The 15,444-nt window shown below is 70.2% G+C and carries 8 protein-coding genes; 1 reads left to right on the top strand and 7 read right to left on the bottom strand.

Going from position 1 to position 15,444, the window contains the following annotated elements; translation table 11 throughout:
- Positions 1-86 precede the first annotated feature (86 nt).
- Genes ACSU53_RS06245 through ngcE form a run of 3 tightly spaced genes read right to left on the bottom strand, consistent with a single transcriptional unit; the run spans position 87 to position 3,404 of the window.
- Complete coding sequence (locus tag ACSU53_RS06245; RefSeq protein WP_437025389.1) at positions 87-995, bottom strand: carbohydrate ABC transporter permease; 909 nt, start codon at positions 993-995, stop codon at positions 87-89.
- Positions 992-2,053: a carbohydrate ABC transporter permease gene (locus ACSU53_RS06250; RefSeq protein ID WP_437025391.1), complete on the bottom strand. Its 1,062-nt coding sequence runs from the start codon at positions 2,051-2,053 to the stop codon at positions 992-994. The genes ACSU53_RS06245 and ACSU53_RS06250 overlap by 4 nt, the downstream gene beginning before the upstream one ends.
- A gap of 7 nt (positions 2,054-2,060) precedes the next feature.
- Entirely contained in the window at positions 2,061-3,404 is a 1,344-nt protein-coding gene (gene ngcE / locus ACSU53_RS06255) for an N-acetylglucosamine/diacetylchitobiose ABC transporter substrate-binding protein (protein ID WP_437033051.1), read from the bottom strand.
- A gap of 732 nt (positions 3,405-4,136) precedes the next feature.
- Between ngcE and ACSU53_RS06260 the strand changes: the two genes are divergently transcribed.
- Positions 4,137-7,943, top strand: coding sequence for a GH92 family glycosyl hydrolase (locus tag ACSU53_RS06260; RefSeq protein WP_437025393.1), 3,807 nt, complete (start codon positions 4,137-4,139; stop codon positions 7,941-7,943).
- 750 nt (positions 7,944-8,693) lie between these two features.
- Here ACSU53_RS06260 and acnA read toward each other — a convergent pair.
- From acnA to ACSU53_RS06280, 4 genes are all read right to left on the bottom strand, one after another.
- Entirely contained in the window at positions 8,694-11,417 is a 2,724-nt protein-coding gene (gene acnA / locus ACSU53_RS06265; protein ID WP_437025395.1) for an aconitate hydratase AcnA, read from the bottom strand.
- A gap of 603 nt (positions 11,418-12,020) precedes the next feature.
- Complete coding sequence (locus tag ACSU53_RS06270) at positions 12,021-12,905, bottom strand: branched-chain amino acid aminotransferase (protein WP_437025396.1); 885 nt, start codon at positions 12,903-12,905, stop codon at positions 12,021-12,023.
- On the bottom strand, positions 12,902-14,278 hold the full coding sequence (locus tag ACSU53_RS06275; RefSeq protein WP_437025398.1) for an ATP-grasp domain-containing protein: 1,377 nt from the start codon (positions 14,276-14,278) through the stop codon (positions 12,902-12,904). The genes ACSU53_RS06270 and ACSU53_RS06275 overlap by 4 nt, the downstream gene beginning before the upstream one ends.
- 17 nt (positions 14,279-14,295) lie before the next feature.
- Entirely contained in the window at positions 14,296-15,369 is a 1,074-nt protein-coding gene (locus ACSU53_RS06280; RefSeq protein WP_437025400.1) for a DMT family transporter, read from the bottom strand.
- Positions 15,370-15,444: the final 75 nt, after the last annotated feature.

The raw sequence follows: 15,444 nt of genomic DNA on the forward strand, positions 1-15,444 counted from the left end.
GCACGTACGCCGCAGGGGTCCGGCCCCGGAGAGCTGTCTCTCCGGGGCCGGACCCCTGCGTACGACGGGTGGAGCGGCGGTGGGTGTCAGCGGAAGGTGCCCTGCGACACCGAGCCGGCGATCCGCCGCTGGAAGACGCAGTACACGATCAGTACGGGCACCACCGTGATCACGATCGCCGCGAACAGCGCGCCGTAGTCGATGTCGTAGACCTGCGAGGACGCGTAGGCGGCCATGCCCTGGGTGAGGACCCACATGTCCTGGTCGGTGTTGAGCGCGACCGGCAGCAGGAACTGGTTCCACAGGCCCAGGAAGTTGAAGATCGCCACTGCCGCCATGCCCGGACTGGCCATCGGCAGCATCACCTGGAAGAACGCCCGCCAGTCCCCGGCACCGTCGATCAGCGCCGCCTCGTACACGTCGTGCGGCAGTGACCGGAAGAACGAATAGAGGAAGAACATCGTGAACGGCAGCGCGAACGCGACATAGGTGAGGATCAGCCCGAAACGCGTGTTCAGCAGGCCGAAGTTCTGCAACTGGAAGAAGAGCGGAACGATCGCCAGGAAGACCGGGAACGTCAGCCCGGCGAGCATGACGTAGTAGATCAGCCGACGGCCGGGGAATTCGAACCGGGCGAGAATGTAGGCGCACATCGCGCCGAGCAGCATCACCAGGATCAGTGCCGAGACCACGACGATCACGGAATTCAGGAAATACCTTCCGATGTTCGCGTCGGTCCACGCGTTCGCGTAGTTCTCGATCCGCCAGTGCTCCGGCAGCGAGAACGGCGACGAAAGGATCTCGCCGGTCGACTTGAACGACGACATCAGCACCCACAGCATGGGCACGATCACGATCACGGACCACAGGATCAGCAGGGCGTGCGAGATCGTCGCGAATCTGCGGTCGCTGCTCACGGCGACGCGCGTCAGCTTCCGGTCCCTCGCCGGTTCACGGTCACTGGCCGTCTTCCGGTCGGCGGTGATGACGCTCACCCGGCACCTCCCTCGGCTGCGGCACGCCGGGTTTTCGACCCAGGTGCTTTCCTCCTGCTCTCGCCCTCGCCGCCGCCCGTGAGGCGGTTGACGAGGAACACCAGCGCCGCGAACACCAGGGTGACGACGGCGAGGACGACGCCCATCGCGGTGGCGTAGCCGAACTGCTGCTTGGCGAAAGCGACGTTGAACAGACGCTGGCTGATCGTCAGGGTCGAGTTGTCCGGGCCGCCGTTCGGCACCATCGCCTGGACGTAGACGAACGCGTCGAGGGCGGCGATGCCCAGGTAGATGTACGCCGTCTGCACGCTGTCCCGGATCGCCGGCAGGGTGATCGAGATCGTGGTGCGCAGCCGGCCGGCTCCGTCGATCCTCGCCGCCTCGTACAGCTCGGCGGGGACGCCCTTGATCGCGGCGATGAAGAGGACCGCGTAGAATCCGACGAGCCCCCAGACGATGACGAACATCAGGGCCGGCATCGCCGTCGCCTTCTCACCCAGCCACGCGAAGGTCTCGAACCGGTCGAGGCCGAGGCCCGTGAGGACGCCGTTGAGCAGCCCGGCGTTCGGGTCGTACATCTGCGCCCAGATCAGACCGACGATGATCGCCGGCACGACGTAGGGGAAGAACGAGATGATCCGGTAGAACGACGCTCCCCGGATCCCCCGGACGGGGCCCTTGCCGGGCCCGCCCAGGGTGATGGCCACGGCGACCCCGAGGGCGAGCGTCAGCGTCACCAGCGGCACGAAGAGCGCGAGGAGCGCGACGTTGCGCAACGCCTTCAGGAAGATGTCGTCCTGGAACATCTTCGTGAAGTTGTCGAAGCCGACGAAGTTGTAGTCCGGGCTGAAGCCGCGCCAGTCGGTCATCGCCCAGAAGATCGCCTGGCCGAACGGGATCAGGACGAAGATCACGAAGATGGCCAGCGGGACACCGAGGAACGCGAGGAAGAACGTCGCCCGGTCGAGCGTGAGCTTGCGGCGCCGTGGCCGCCCGCCGCGAGCGGCCGGCTCGGGCCGGCGGCTCGCGGTGTTGGCAGTGGGGATCGTGTCCTTCATCGCGGTGCTAGCTGACCTTGACCTTGTCGACGGAGTCGTCCTCGCGGACCTTGTCGGAGATCTTCTGCAGGGCCGAGGTCAGCCCCTTGCCGTCGAGGTCACCGGCGAGGAAGGAGTTCCACGGCACCAGCTGGTCGGTGTTCATCCCGTAGGTCTCGACGAACATGTAGTTGAAGATGTTGGTGCCCGCGGCCTCCAGCATCGTCGTCTGCGAGACGAGGGCCGTCGATCCGTAACCGTCGGCGGGCACGGTGCCCTTGACGATCGTCGGGGCCAGCTTCGTCTTCGAGAAGTTGGCGGCCGCCTTCTCCGACAGCATCGCCCGCAGGACTTCCTTGCCGCCGGCCGGGTTCTTGCCCTGCTTGGGCACGATGAACGGCTCGCCGGCCGCCGCGCGGAGCGACTCCCAGGGCAGCGCCGGCTTGTCGGTGAGCGTCATCGACGGGAATCCGGTCATCTGGAAGTCCGCCTTCGTGGCCTTCTTCATCTCGTTCTCGATCCAGCCACCGGACGGGTAGAGCAGCGCCTTCTGGTCGTTGCTCCAGATCGCCTGCGCCTTCTGGAACTGGGTGCCGGAGCCGCCGGGGACGAACATCTTCTGCCGGACCATGGTCTCCATGACCTTGATGACGCCCTGGATGGCCGGGTGCGACCAGCAGCCCTTCTCCAGGTTCTCCAGGGCGAGCCGGACCTCGTCGCCGCCCTCCTTGATCGCCGAGTCGATCAACAGCGTGCGGTAGTAGGTCGCCGCCTCCTTGCCGTGGACGAAGAGGTACTTGCCCTTCTTCTTCGCCTCCTGGCCGAGGTCGAGCGCCTCGTCCCACGTCTTCGGCGGGGTCCAGCCGTTCTCCTCGAAGAGCGTCTTCGAGTACCAGACGCCGTACACGGTCATCACGTAGTTGAGGGCGACGAACTTGTCCCTGAACGTGCCGGGGGCCTTGACGCCGGGGTAGACGATGTCGGCGATCTTCTTGCCTTCGTAGGTGTTGGCCTCGAAGAGGTCGTCGAGTTCCTCCAGCTGGTCGAGGATGCCCAGGAAGCCGATCTGGTCCTCACCGGAGTTGTCGATGAGGTCCGGCGGGTTGCCGCCCACGAAGCGGGGCTGGAGCTGGGGGGCGATGTCGACGACCGGGTCGACCTTGACCTTGAGGCCCTTGACCTGGCTGCCGAGCACCTGGTTGGTGTAGTCGACGTAGTCGGTGCCGTAGCCGCCGTCGAAGATGGCTGCTTCGACCGTGGAGTTCGCGGCGACGCCGAACGGGTTCGTGGCGCTCTTCTCGCCCTTCGGGCCGCTGTCGCCGCCGCTGTCCTTGCTGGAGGGAGAGCTGCACGCTACCGCGAACGAGCCCACCGCCGCGGTGGCGATGGCCCCGCGCAGGAGCGTCCGCCTGTCAAGAGAACCGGCACGAATGGTCATCTCTGCATCCTCACTGATCGATGGGCTCTGTACGGGTGTGCTGCGTGTGCGCCCGCTGCGGCCGGGCGGGTCCTGTGCCGGCCGCGCGTGGGGCGTTGTCGCCGTCGTCTCGGAGCCGCGGTGCGGCGCCGATGATCAGCTGAGCGATGCCGGCACAACAGTCGCCGGGGCCGGAGCGGCGGTCGCACTCCGCCTGAACAGATCGCGATGGCCTACGCCGGTGGTGGATCCCATGCTCAAGTCCTCGCTTTCTCCAGGACTCAGGCGGTGGACCGGAATCTTGCCGGCACCGCGTTCGGTCAAGCTGGGTCGTGCAGGAAGTGCGGCCGATGCGGGTGCATCAGGGCGTGCGGGACGTTCTCGGTGACGCGTCGGTGACGCGTCGGTGATGGTCGGGGGCGGTGAAGATGCCCCGGAGTGCCGACAGGTATAGTCCACTTCCCGCCGACGGAGCAAGATCGAATGCAAGGTTCCCCATCGGTCTTTTCCATGTTGAGACCTCGCGGGAAATGCATGCCCCCGACACGTTGTCGGACGGAGGAAATCAGCTCCGTTGAACTCGAATGCCGCATTCAACACCCTTGACACCAGAGGCCACTTGGCCCACTACTGGTCCTTGCGCCACGCAATTGACAACGTTGTCCAGCGCAGGGAGGGTGCTCGCGCATGCAGCACGGAGTTCGGCACAGATGGGGAAGGGCGGTCGTCACGGCGACCGCCCTCGCCTTGGCAGCGGGCTCGCCGGGTGTCGCGGTGGCCCTGCCGGGCGCGCCGTCGAAGGCGGACCGGGAGTTCACCTCGTCGTTCGAGTCCGGGGAGCCCGCCCCGGACTGGTTGAACACCGTCGAGACGGCACCGGGCGGCGGCAAGCGCGCCAAGGGCGTCGACGGCGGATACAGCAACGGCATACCCGGCAACGTCACCCACCGGATCACCGACGTCCGCGCCAGCGCGGAGAACACGGCCGGCGGGGAGGTGAAGGAGAACCTCGTCGACGTCGAACCGACCACCAAGTGGCTGGCGTTCGAACCCACCGGCTGGGCCGAGTTCGACCTGGAGGAACCGGTGAAGGCGGTGCGCTACGCCCTCACCTCGGCCAACGACCACGCCGAGCGCGACCCGCGGGACTGGACCCTCAAGGGCTCCGCCGACGGCGAGGAGTGGACGACCCTCGACGCCCGTTCGGGCGAGTCGTTCACCGAACGTTTCCAGACGAAGACCTACGACCTCGACGCGTCCGCCGTCGCCGAGTACCGGCACTTCCGCATCGAGTTCACCAGGAACGGCAGCGGCAGCATCCTGCAGCTGGCCGACGTCCAGTTCTCCACCGGGGACACCGAGACACCCGTCCCCGAGGACATGCTCTCCCTGGTCGACCGCGGCCCCAGCGGCTCACCGACGGCCAAGGCGGGCGCCGGATTCACCGGAAAGCGCGCCCTGCGCTACGCCGGACGCCACACCGCCGACGGGCGGGCCTACTCGTACAACAAGGTCTTCGACGTCGACGTCGCCGTGGGCCGCGACACCCAGCTGTCGTACCGTGTCTTCCCCTCCATGGCCAACGACGACCTCGACTACGACGCCACCCACGTCTCGGTCGACCTGGCCTTCACCGACGGCACCTACCTGAGCGATCTCGGAGCCACCGACCAGCACGGCTTCCCGCTCACCCCGCGCGGGCAGGGCGACTCCAAGGTCCTCTACGTCAACCAGTGGAACAACGTGGTCTCCCGGATCGGCTCGGTGGCCCGCGGCAAGACCGTCGACCGCATCCTGGTGGCGTACGACTCACCCAAGGGCCCGGCGAAGTTCCGGGGCTGGCTGGACGACGTCACCCTGGAGCAGGCCGCGCCCGAGCGGCCCAAGGCGCACCTGTCGGACTACGCGGTGACCACCCGGGGCACCAACTCCAGCGGCGGCTTCTCCCGCGGCAACAACTTCCCCGCGACCGCGGTGCCGCACGGCTTCAACTTCTGGACCCCGGTGACCGACGCGGGCTCGCTGAGCTGGCTCTACGACTACGCGCGCGCCAACAACGCGGACAACCTGCCGACCCTCCAGGCGTTCAGCGCCAGTCACGAGCCGAGCCCGTGGATGGGCGACCGGCAGACCTTCCAGGTGATGCCGTCCGCCGCCTCCGGCGACCCGGACCTGGGACGTGAGGCCCGTGAACTCGCCTTCCGGCACGAGAACGAGACCGCGCGGCCGTACTACTACGGGGTGCGCTTCGAGAACGGCCTCAAGGCCGAGATGACGCCCACGGACCACGCGGCGGCGATGCGCTTCACCTTCCCCGGCGACGACGCGAGCGTGCTGTTCGACAACGTCACCGACCAGGCCGGGCTGACCCTCGACCAGGAGAACGGCACCTTCACCGGCTACTCCGACGTCAAGTCGGGCCTGTCCACGGGCGCCACCCGGCTGTTCGTGTACGGCGAGTTCGACAAGCCGGTGACCGACGGCGGTGCCGAGGGCGTCCGGGGCCACCTGCGGTTCGACGCGGGCAAGGACCGGACCGTCACCCTGCGCCTGGCCACCTCGCTGATCGGCGTCGACCAGGCGAAGGACAACCTGCGCCAGGAGATCCCGGCCGGCCGCTCCTTCGACGCCGTGCGCAAGAGCGCGCAGCGCCAGTGGGACCGCATCCTCGGCAAGGTGAAGGTCGAGGGCGCCACTCCCGACCAGCTGACCACCCTCTACTCCAACCTGTACCGCCTGTACCTGTACCCCAACTCGGGCTTCGAGAAGGTCGACGGGACGTACAAGTACGCCTCCCCCTTCTCGAAGATGACGAAGCCCGACACGCCGACGCATACGGGCGCGAAGATCGTCGACGGCAAGGTGTACGTCAACAACGGCTTCTGGGACACCTACCGCACCACCTGGCCCGCGTACTCCTTCCTGACCCCCTCCAAGGCCGGTGAGCTGGTCGACGGGTTCGTGCAGCACTACAAGGACGGCGGCTGGACCTCGCGCTGGTCCTCCCCCGGTTACGCCGACCTGATGACCGGCACCTCCTCGGACGTCGCCTTCGCGGACGCCTACGTCAAGGGCGTCGACAGCTTCGACGCGAAGGCCGCGTACGACGCCGCCGTGAAGAACGCCACCGTGGTGCCCCCGTCCTCCGGTGTCGGCCGCAAGGGCATGGCCACCTCGCCGTTCCTCGGCTACACCAGCACCGAGACCCACGAGGGCCTGTCGTGGGCGCTGGAGGGCTACCTCAACGACTACGGCATCGCCAAGATGGGCGAGGCCCTGTACAAGAAGACCGGCGAGAAGCGGTACCGGGAGGAGTCCGCCTACTTCCTGAACCGCGCCCGCGACTACGTCAACCTCTTCGATTCCGAGGCCGGCTTCTTCCAGGGCCGCGACCTCAAGGGCGACTGGCGCGTCGAGTCCTCGACGTACGACCCGCGGGTGTGGGGCCACGACTACACCGAGACCAACGGCTGGGGCTACGCCTTCACCGCCCCCCAGGACAGCCGCGGTCTGGCCAACCTCTACGGCGGGCGCAAGGGCCTCGCGGACAAGCTCGACGAGTACCTGGCCACCCCGGAGACCGCCTCGCCCGAGTTCAAGGGCTCCTACGGCGGCGTCATCCACGAGATGACCGAGGCGCGGGACGTCCGGATGGGCATGTACGGGCACTCCAACCAGGTCGCCCACCACGCCCTGTACATGTACAACGCGGCCGGGCAGCCCTGGAAGACGCAGGTGAACGTGCGCGAGGTCCTCTCCCGCCTCTACACCGGCAGCGAGATCGGGCAGGGCTACCACGGCGACGAGGACAACGGCGAGCAGTCGGCCTGGTACCTCTTCTCCGCGCTCGGCTTCTACCCGCTCGTGATGGGCAGCGGCGAGTACGCCATCGGCTCCCCGCTGTTCACCAAGGCGACCGTGGAGCTGGAGAACGGCCGCACACTCGTCGTCAAGGCGCCGAAGAACAGCGCGAGGAACGTGTACGTCCAGGGGCTGAAGGTCAACGGCAGGAAGTGGAACTCCACGGCACTGCCGCACTCGGCGATCGCCCGGGGCGGGGTCCTGGAGTTCGACATGGGCCCGCGGCCCTCGACGTGGGGCACCGGGAAGAACGCCGCGCCGGTGTCGATCACCCAGGACGACAAGGTGCCCTCGCCGCGCAAGGACGTGTCGAAGGGCGACGGCGCCCTCTTCGACGACACGTCGGCGACCGGGACCACGGTCACCGAGGTCGACCTGCCGGTCGACGGCAGGACCAGGGCGGTGCAGTACACGCTCACCTCGGGCGCCCACGCCGACGCGCCCACCGGCTGGGTGTTGCAGGGGTCGAGGGACGGCACCAAGTGGACCGACCTGGACCGGCGTTCGGGCGAGTCGTTCCGCTGGGACCGCCAGACGCGGGCCTTCACGGTCGCCGATCCTGCGGCGTACGAGCGGTACCGGCTGGTCCTCTCGGGTGAGGCGGCCCTGACGGAGGTGGAACTGCTCGGCTGACCGCGCCGGGAGCGGGGAGCCGGGAGGGCGGGGGCGGGTCCGGGCCTGGGGCCGCGGGGCCCGCCCTCCCGGTTGATGCCGGTGGGGTTCCGGTGGGGCCGAGGGTGGGTCCGGCCGGTGGCCGGGCCCGCCTCTCGGCCGACCCTGGACGGTTGAGGGCGGGTTCGGGCCGAGGGCCGGGCCCGCCCTCGGGCGTCGGGACGGTGAGGGGTGGCCGGTGAGCGGTGGGCGCTGAGCGGTGGGCGGTGGGCGGTGAGCGGTGAGCGGACACCAGCGAGCCGGGGGCGGTGGGTTGGGTGACAGACCGGCGGCGAGCGGGGGCGGTGGGCGGTGGACCGCTGTGCGGCGACCGGTGGGCGGGAGCGCCCCCGCGGCGGGTTCCGGTCCGCCGTGCCGCGGGGCTGCGAGACACCGCGGGCACTGGGAGCGCTCCCACACCCCGTGGGGGCGACGATAGCGCCGGGCGGCCGGGTTGTACATCGGTGCGACGTGGGGCGTGGGACGTCGTCCGTGGGACGTGGCACGTCGCGCGTCGCCGTGGGACGTGGGGCGTGGCACGTCGCGCGTGGGGTGTGCGGCGTAGCACGTCGCGCGTGGGGTGTGCGGCGTGGGGCGTTCCCGCCGCATGGCGGGAGGCACCGCCCCGCCCGCGTCCGCCCGCCCACCGGACGGCGAGGGCCGCACCCCCGGTGCGGGGATGCGGCCCTCGTTCGGTCCGCGTGCGCCGGCCCCGGCGGGCCGGGCGCCGGATTACTTGCGGATCAGGCTGCGCAGCACGTACTGCAGGATGCCGCCGTTGCGGTAGTAGTCGGCCTCACCCGGGGTGTCGATGCGGACGATCGCGTCGAACTCGACACCGGTGTCGGTGGTGACCTTCACCGTGCGGGGGGTGGTGCCGTCGTTGAGCTCGGTCACGCCGGACACGGAGAAGGTCTCCTCGCCGGTCAGGCCGAGGGAGTCGGCGGTGTGGCCCTCCGGGAACTGCAGCGGCAGGACGCCCATGCCGATGAGGTTCGAGCGGTGGATGCGCTCGTAGGACTCGGCGATGACGGCGCGGACGCCGAGCAGCGCGGTGCCCTTGGCCGCCCAGTCGCGGGACGAGCCGGAACCGTACTCCTTGCCCGCCAGGACGACCAGCGGGATGCCGGCGGCCTGGTAGTTCTGCGAGGCGTCGTAGATGAAGGAGACCGGGCCGCCGTCCTGCGTGAAGTCGCGGGTGTAGCCGCCCTCGGTGCCCGGCGCGATCTGGTTGCGCAGGCGGATGTTGGCGAACGTACCGCGGATCATGACCTCGTGGTTGCCGCGGCGCGAGCCGTAGCTGTTGAAGTCGCGGCGCTCGATGCCGTGCTCCGTGAGGTACTGGCCGGCCGGGGTGTCGGCCTTGATGGCACCGGCCGGGGAGATGTGGTCGGTGGTGACCGAGTCGCCCAGCTTGGCCAGCACGCGGGCGCCGGAGATGTCCTCGACCGGGGCCGGCTCCATGCCCATGCCCTCGAAGTACGGGGGCTTGCGGACGTAGGTGGACTCGGCGTCCCACTCGAAGGTGTCGCCGGTCGGGATGGGCAGCGCCTGCCACTGGGCGTCACCGGCGAAGACGTCGGAGTAGGACTTGGAGAACATGTCCTCGCCGATGGCGTTCGCCACGACGTCGTTGACCTCGGCCTCGGAGGGCCAGATGTCCTTCAGGAAGACCGGGTTGTTGTCCTGGTCGTAGCCGAGGGCCTCGCGGGTGATGTCCACCTTCATGGAACCGGCGATCGCGTAGGCGACGACCAGCGGCGGGGACGCCAGGTAGTTCATCTTGACGTCGGGGTTGATCCGGCCCTCGAAGTTGCGGTTGCCGGAGAGCACCGAGGTGACCGCGAGGTCGTGCTCGTTGACCGCCTGGGAGACCTCCTCCGGCAGCGGACCGGAGTTGCCGATGCAGGTGGTGCAGCCGTAGCCGACCAGGTTGAAGCCGACCTTGTCGAGGTAGGGGGTCAGGCCCGCCTTCTCGAAGTAGTCGGTGACGACCTTGGAGCCCGGGGCGAGGGTGGTCTTGACCCACGGCTTGCGGGTCAGGCCCTTCTCCACCGCCTTCTTGGCCACCAGCGCGGCGGCGACCATGACGTACGGGTTGGAGGTGTTGGTGCAGGAGGTGATCGCGGCGACGGTGACGTGGCCGTGGTCGAGCTCGTACTCGGTGCCGTCGGCGGCGGTGACCTTCACCTTGTGGCTGGGGGCGCCGTTGGAGATGGCCGGGGCGTCGGAGGCGGGGAAGGACTCCTTGCTGGCCTCGTCGACGTCACCGCCGTCCTTGACGTAGTTGCGGACGTCCTGCGCGAACTGCGCCTTGGCGTCGGCGAGGACGATGCGGTCCTGCGGGCGCTTCGGGCCGGCGATGGACGGCACGACCGTGGAGAGGTCCAGCTCCAGCTTCTCGGAGAAGTCCGGCTCGGCCTGCGGGTCCAGCCAGAGGCCCTGCTCCTTGGCGTACGCCTCGACCAGCGCGACCTGCTCGGCGGAACGGCCGGTCAGGCGCATGTAGTTGAGCGTCTCACCGTCGATCGGGAAGATCGCCGCGGTGGAGCCGAACTCCGGCGACATGTTGCCGATGGTGGCGCGGTTGGCCAGGCTCGTGGCCGCGACGCCCTCGCCGTAGAACTCGACGAACTTGCCGACGACGCCGTGCTTGCGCAGCATCTCGGTGATGGTGAGCACCAGGTCGGTGGCGGTGGTGCCGGGGTTCAGCTCACCGGTGAGCTTGAAGCCGACCACGCGCGGGATCAGCATCGAGACCGGCTGGCCGAGCATCGCGGCCTCGGCCTCGATGCCGCCGACGCCCCAGCCGAGGACGCCGAGGCCGTTGACCATGGTGGTGTGCGAGTCGGTGCCGACCAGGGTGTCGGGGTAGGCCTTGCCGTCACGGGTCATGACGACGCGGGCCAGGTGCTCGATGTTCACCTGGTGGACGATGCCGGTGCCCGGGGGGACGACCTTGAACTCGTCGAAGGCGGTCTGGCCCCAGCGCAGGAACTGGTAGCGCTCGCGGTTGCGGCCGTACTCCAGGTCGACGTTCTGCTTGAAGGCGTCGTTGGTGCCGAACTTGTCGGCGATCACGGAGTGGTCGATGACCAGCTCGGCCGGGGCCAGCGGGTTGATCTTCGCCGGGTCGCCGCCCAGCTCCTTGACGGCCTCACGCATGGTGGCGAGGTCGACCACGCAGGGCACGCCGGTGAAGTCCTGCATGATCACGCGAGCCGGGGTGAACTGGATCTCCTGCGACGGCTGCGCCTGGGAGTCCCAGGAGCCGAGCGCGCGGATGTGGTCGGCGGTGATGTTGGCGCCGTCCTCGGTACGGAGCAGGTTCTCCAGCAGGACCTTCAGGCTGTAGGGAAGGCGCGCGGAGCCCTCGACCTTGTCCAGCCGGAAGATCTCGTACGACTCGTCGCCCACCTGCAGCGTGCTGCGGGCGTCGAAGCTGTTCGCCGACACGACAGTCTCCTTCATTGATGTGCGCGTACCACCACACCGCGACTCCCCGCGGCTGCCGCCGCGTGGCGCCGCCACGACGTCTCGACCGATCCGCTAAGGTAAGGCTAAGTTAGGTACGCCTTACCACTGCGGCGGGTGCAGTGCTCCTCGGTAGATATCTCGATGTCGAGATAACTCTAGTACACCGGGGCCGAATGGTCATGCGCGGGCCCCGGTGCGCCCGTGTGTTGTGTCACGCTCCGAGTGCCCGCGACGGGGGCGCCCACGACCGCGCGGGGTCGCGGATGTGTGCGGGCCGCCCGCCGAGTGGCGTCGGTCCTGCGGCCGGTCCGGGGCCGGTGCGGGGCCGGTGCGGGGCAGGTGCAGGACCGGTCCGGAGCCGGTGCAGGGCCGGTGCGGGGCCGGTGCGGGGCAGGTGCAGGGCCGGTCCGGGGCCGGTGCGGGGCCGGTGCGGGGCCGGTGCGGGGCAGGTGCAGGGCCGGTCCGGGGCCGGTGCGGGGCCGGAAGTCCGGTGGGAGGTCTGTGGGAGTCCTCCGGGAACCGGTGGACCGGGGCATGTGGGGCGCCCGCCCTCGGGACGGCTCCCGCCCGTACCCGTGGCGGCTACGGCGCCCCGGCGGAACGGGTCAGTTCCGTGTACGCCTTGGACAGCATCGCGGTGACGCCGCCGACCTCGAAGGCGTGTCCGTCCACGGCACGCACCGGCTGCACCTCGTAGGCCGTGCCGGTGAGGAAGACCTCGTCGGCGTCGCGCAGCTCCCCGGGCCGGATGCGCCGTTCGTGGACGGTGATCCCCAGGTCACGGGCGAGCGCCAGGACCGTCTGCCGGGTGATGCCGTCGAGGAAGCTGTCCGCGATCGGCGTGTGCAGGGACCCGCCGGTCACCACGAAGAGATTGGCTCCGGTGGCCTCCGCCAGGTGTCCCCGATGGTCCAGGAGCAGGGCGTCGTCGCAGCCGGCCGCCTCCGCCTCGTCGCGGGCCAGCGTGCCGATGGCGTACAGCGACGCCGCCTTCGCCCGGACCGGGGCGGTGTCGGGGGCCGGGCGCCGCCACCGGGACGTGTGCAGCGTGATGCCGCGGCTGTGCGCGTCGCCGGAGAACACGTGCGGCCACTCCCAGGCGGCGATCGCGACGTGCACGGACGTCCCCGTCCCGGACACCGCGATCTGCTCGCCGCCCCGCCAGGCCACGGGTCTGACGTAGCCGTCGGCGATGCCCTGCCGCCGGACCGTCTCCTCCAGGGCGGCGTCCAGGTCGGTGACGCTGTGGGGGATCGCGAAGTTCAGTTCCCGTGCCGAGGCGTGGAACCGCCGGAAGTGCTCGACGGACTTGAACGGCCGGCCGTCGTACACGCGGATGCCCTCGAAGACTCCGCCGCCGTAGTGCAGGCCGTGGGAGAGGACGTGCAGGCGGGCGTCGCGCCACGGCACGAACGCCCCGTCCAGCCAGATCACGCCGTCGCGGTCGTCGAACGGAACGGAGGTCATTGCGGCTCCCCGTGGTCGGTGCCGTCGGTTCTGGCGGTCCTGACGGCGCCGTCGGTGGCGTCGGTGCCGTCGGTGCCACCGGCCCTGTCGGAGCCCTGGCTGTCGTCCGTCTCGTCGTCGGCGAACTCGATGCGGACGGACCGTTCCAGGAACCGGTGGAACTCCTCGGCCTCGGCGATGTCGGCGTGCCGGGACAGCACGAACGCCGGGTAGCCGGTGAAGTCCGGGTAGGGCCGCACGACGTCGCCGGGGAACAGCATCTGCACGACGTGGTCGACCCGGGGGTCGTCGCGCAGTTCGGCCAGGCCGTGGATCGCGCTGATCCGGCCGGAACCGCCGCACGGGACGATGTAGTTGGCCGCGGCCCCCACGGGCTCCGGCGGCGGGCCGGAGGCCAGGGGCTCGGCGGCGGCCCCGGCGGCGATCCGCAGCGCCTGGGCCGCGAAGTCGATGCCGGTCACCCCCGAGGCGATGTACTGGGACACCCCGGAGCCCCCGATCCGGGCGCCCATCTCCAGCAGATACGGCGTCACACCGCCCCGGAGCCGCAGCTCCGTGTGGGTCGGCCCGTCCGTGATGCCGAGGGCCCGGTGCGCGGCCGTCACCTCGCGGCGGATGTCCTCCTCGACATCGGCGGGCAGGGACGCCGGCGCGCGGTAGACGCCCTCCTCGAAGTGCGGGCCCTGGGGGTCGCCCTTGTAGCCGATGGTCAGGATCCGCACGTCACCACCGTGGGCGAGGGATTCCACGGCGAACTCGGGGCCGTCCAGGTACTCCTCGACGACCAGGCCGTCGACCCGGCCCAGCTTGCCCGAGCAGGTCCGCCACACCTCGTCGACCACGTCCTTCAGGTCCCCCGGGGACTCCGCCTTGGTCACGCCGAGGCTGGAGAAGCCGTGGGCCGGCTTCACCACGACGGGGAAGGCCAGGCGCGCCGCCTTCTCCCAGTCGCCCGGGTGGTCCAGCCGGACGAATCCCGGCACGTTGAGGTCCGCCGCGGCCAGTCGCTCCCGCATGACGCGTTTGTCCTGCGCACCGAGCGCCACGTCCCGTCCGATCCCGGGCAGCCCGAGCCGTTCGGCTGCCTCGGCGACGAACGGCACGGCGGGGTCGTAGAGCGTGACGACGCCCTGGAAGGGGTGCTCCTCGTACCGCCGCCGCAGGGCGTCCAGCGCCCCGGCCGGGTCGGCCTCCACGTCCAGCCGCAGGACGTCCACCACGGCGGGCGGCAACCCGTCCTGGGACACCGTCTCGTCGGGCCGGGGCACGAGCACGAGGTCGATCCCGGCCCGCTCCGCGCTCTCGAAGACCCAGGGCAGCGACGTGCGCTGGTAGACCAGGACGAGGGTGGGCCTGGGGTGGTGCGTCGTCATCACGTGGTCCTTTGCCGTCACGATGTTCCTTGCCGGGTGTGCGCCTCGGCCTCGGCTCCCTGCGGGAGGCGGGGGTCGGGTCCCTGCGGGAGGCGGGGCCCGCGTCCGTGCGCCGGTTGGTTGTCGGTGTCCGCGGCTGCCGCTGACGCCGTGGCCGCCTCGGCTGCCGTGGTCGTCGTGGCTTCCTCGGTGCGCGGGGCGGGGCTGCCGCCGCCGATGGTGAGCCACACGCCGCCCGCGCACAGCAGCAGCATCAGCAGTACGAGGGGTCCGGGCGCGGGCTCCCGGCCCAGGGCCCACTCCCCCAGGCGCACCAGGAACGGCACGGCCAGCGCGATGGCCGAGGTGAACAACGGCCCCTTGCGCAGGATGAGTTCGTGGGAGATGAGGAAGACCGGAGCGGTGAGGACCGCCCCCAGGGCCGCGATGCCGCCCCAGTCCGCCGCGGAGACGCCGCCGAGCGGGACGAACAGCACGACCGTCAGCCCCAGCATGACCGTGCCCGCCCCGGTGATGGCGGGCAGGGCCGCGACCGGCGTCAGGTCCGCCATGCGCCGCCGGTAGACGTAGCCGTACACCGCGTAGGTGAAGGTGCCGCCGAGGGCCAGCAGCCCGCCGCCCACCAGCGCGCCCCCGTCGGCCCCGGAGCCCGCGCCGTCCCCGGCGGGGGCGTCGGCCAGGGCGTATCCGCAGGCGGCGAGCACGGCCAGCACCGTGCCCAGGACCTTGCGGCGCGTGGAGGGCTCACGGAAGGCGACGATCCCGATCACGAAGGTGATGCAGGGCAGCAGGGAGACGATCAGACCGACCCGGGAGGCCCCGATGACGCCGGTCCCGAGCAGCGTTCCGGAGTAGTACGCGAAGAAGCCGAGGAAGGCCAGCAGCACCACGCCGCCGCCGCGGGCGGTCGCGGCCCGCACCTGGGCCCGCGACCGGGGGTGCAGCAGGGCGATGGCGGTGATGACCACGAAACTGGCCGCGGTCCGGCCGGCCGCCACCAGCAGCGGCGGGGCCCCGTCGACCAGGTGCCCGGCGAGCACCCAGCCGGCCGCGAGCAGGGCGACCATCAGCACCGACAGGACGGGCACCACAAGGCGCCCTCCGGAATCCCTTTCTGGGCCGCCTCCGGGGCCCCCTCCGGGGTCTCCTCCGGGGTCTCCTCCGAG

The sequence above is a fragment of the Streptomyces sp. enrichment culture genome, assembly GCF_964273255.1.
GTDB lineage: Bacteria > Actinomycetota > Actinomycetes > Streptomycetales > Streptomycetaceae > Streptomyces.